Annotated in this window: 2 protein-coding genes; both read left to right on the top strand. The window is 39.2% G+C overall.

All coding sequences use genetic code 11. The features are described 5' to 3' along the window. Positions 1 to 240: 240 nt before the first annotated feature. A complete protein-coding gene (locus JUJ52_RS22775) occupies positions 241 to 507 on the top strand; it encodes a YhdT family protein (RefSeq protein WP_026682494.1) in 267 nt (88 codons plus the stop codon). After that, complete coding sequence (panF, locus tag JUJ52_RS22770) at positions 504 to 1,937, top strand: sodium/pantothenate symporter (protein ID WP_026682495.1); 1,434 nt, start codon at positions 504 to 506, stop codon at positions 1,935 to 1,937. Before JUJ52_RS22775 ends, panF begins: the two co-directional genes overlap by 4 nt. The last annotated feature ends 362 nt before the right edge of the window (positions 1,938 to 2,299 follow it).

Raw genomic sequence — 2,299 nt, 5'->3', positions numbered from 1 at the left:
GCTACTAGAGGAAGCGTAAATCTGAGCATTTAGTGATAAGGACTGCGAATTTTGCTCAGTTTTTTTTAGTCTAGGAAATGATGAAATTTGAGCCTATATAATTATGGGGCGTATTGAGCCACGTTCAACTCCAGTATTACGTTGCTATTCGGGCGCTTGCGCTTTGGTTCTTTACAGTGAAGAAGTTCTTACGATATATTGTTGTTAAGCAAAATCTCCATTATGAAGTGAGGTGAGTCTGTGAAGTACGGACATAAATATAAGGTTGCTCATCGTGAAGCGCTCATTGGTGTTGGTCTGGTAATCTTTAATTTCTTATGGTGGTTTGCATTTGCCTACGGTTTAGGAGGTAAGGACCCTCAAGAGTATACATATATTGTCGGATTACCTGCGTGGTTTTTCTACAGCTGTGTAGTGGGATTTATCGTAATGGCCATATTGGTGGCAATTGTAGTGAAAAAGTTTTTTGTTGCTATTCCATTTGATGAGGAGAAGGAAATAGAATGAATTGGGAATCGCTAATACCGTTAATAGCAATATTATGTATTATATTTGGAGCAGGAATCTGGGCCGGTGGCTATTTAAAGAATTCTACCAACTTTGCTCAGGATTATTTTTTAGGCGGTAGGAGCCTCGGTGGTTTTGTGCTAGCTATGACAATGACAGCAACCTATGGAAGTGCTAGTAGTTTTATAGGGGGACCAGGGACAGCTTATAATGAAGGGCTAGGCTGGGTTTTATTAGCCATGTCTCAGGTTGCTACTGGCTATTTTGTTCTAATGATCCTAGGGAAGAAATTTGCTATCGTAACTAGGGAATATAATGCACTAACGATGGTGGATTTTTTGAAAGAAAGATATCAATCAAAATGGGTTGTTATCTTTTCTTCAGTCAGTATTATTATCTTTTTATTTTCAGCAATGGCTGCTCAATGGATTGGTGGAGCAAGATTAATTGAATCGTTGATTGGAATCAATTACACAACTGCACTATTTATATTTGCTGTTTCTGTTTTAATCTATGTTACTGTAGGAGGATTTCGTGCAGTTGCTTTAACGGATGCTATCCAAGGAAGCATCATGTTCGTTGGCACATTAATTCTTCTTATTGCTGTGATCATAGCTGGTGGTGGTATACCTAAGATTATTGCTGATTTAACTGCAGAGAACCCGAATCTAATTACCCCTTATGGATCTGAAGGACAGCTGACGCCAACTTATGTATCATCCTTCTGGATATTAGTTGGAGTCGGTGTGGTTGCATTACCACAAATTGCAGTACGGGCAATGTCATATAAAAGTTCACAAGCAATGCATCGAGCTATCATTATTGGAACGGTTGTTGTAGGTTTTATTATGTTAAATATGCATTTAATTGGTGTTTTCGCGCGACCTATTCTCCCAGGTATCGAAGTTGGTGATAAGGTCATGCCGCTAATTGCTTTGGAAGTCATGCCGAATTGGTTGACAGGGATAGTACTTGCTGCACCGATGGCAGCTATTATGTCTACGGTGGATTCGTTATTATTACTAGTCAGCTCGACCATTGTAAAGGATGTTTATTTAAACTATGTAAAACCTGACGCCTCCCATCAAACTATTAAACGCTTAAGTATTGGAATAACAGCATTGTTAGGCATCATTGTATTTATGATGGCACTCAACCCGCCTGATCTTATCATTTGGCTAAACCTTTTTGCATTTGGTGGTTTGGAAGCTGCTTTTATTTGGCCGATTGTACTAGGTCTATATTGGAAGAAAGGAAATAAATATGGGGCGATTTCCTCCATGATAGCAGGAGTAGGCTTATATATTTTATCAGACAGTTTTTTTCCTAAGCCGTTTGGACTCCATTCTGTCGTCCTTCCAGTTGTTGTCTCGCTAATAGTCTATGTAACGATAAGCTTACAAACGCAATCAAAAACAAACGTCACATGATGCCCTGCTCTTTTCATTGCTAAAGCCTGAATCGGAAAGGTAATTATAGAGGTATAAGATAAAGGAGCGAATCGACGAGTAACGAAGCGCTCCTTTTTTGTAGTCTAAGAAATGATAAAATTTGAGCCTGTGTATAAATATGGACGTGTTGAGCTACGTCTAGCTCCTAGGCCCAGAAACTAGGTGTCTTCACGAATCTCCCTCATCTAAGTCATTATTGGCTCGTAAGCTCACCGTGATTCGTTTAACTCCGTTGGACTCGCTCCAGTTACTACATTTCTAATTGGCGCTTACGTTTTTGTTCTAAGTTAAGAAAGTATAAAATCAGTGCAATGACTGCGTTAAGCCAAGTAGTTATTTTG

Source organism: Virgibacillus sp. AGTR, assembly GCF_016919725.2.
Classification (GTDB): Bacteria; Bacillota; Bacilli; order Bacillales; family Amphibacillaceae; genus Virgibacillus; species Virgibacillus salarius.
Note: the sequence above shows the minus strand (reverse complement) of the source record. Positions and strands in the feature narration are given on the sequence as shown.

Bases quoted from the DNA above. Each gene is read 5' to 3' on its own strand.
- panF (WP_026682495.1), top strand. From the start codon at position 504: ATGAATTGGGAATCGCTAATACCGTTAATAGCAATATTATGTATTATA.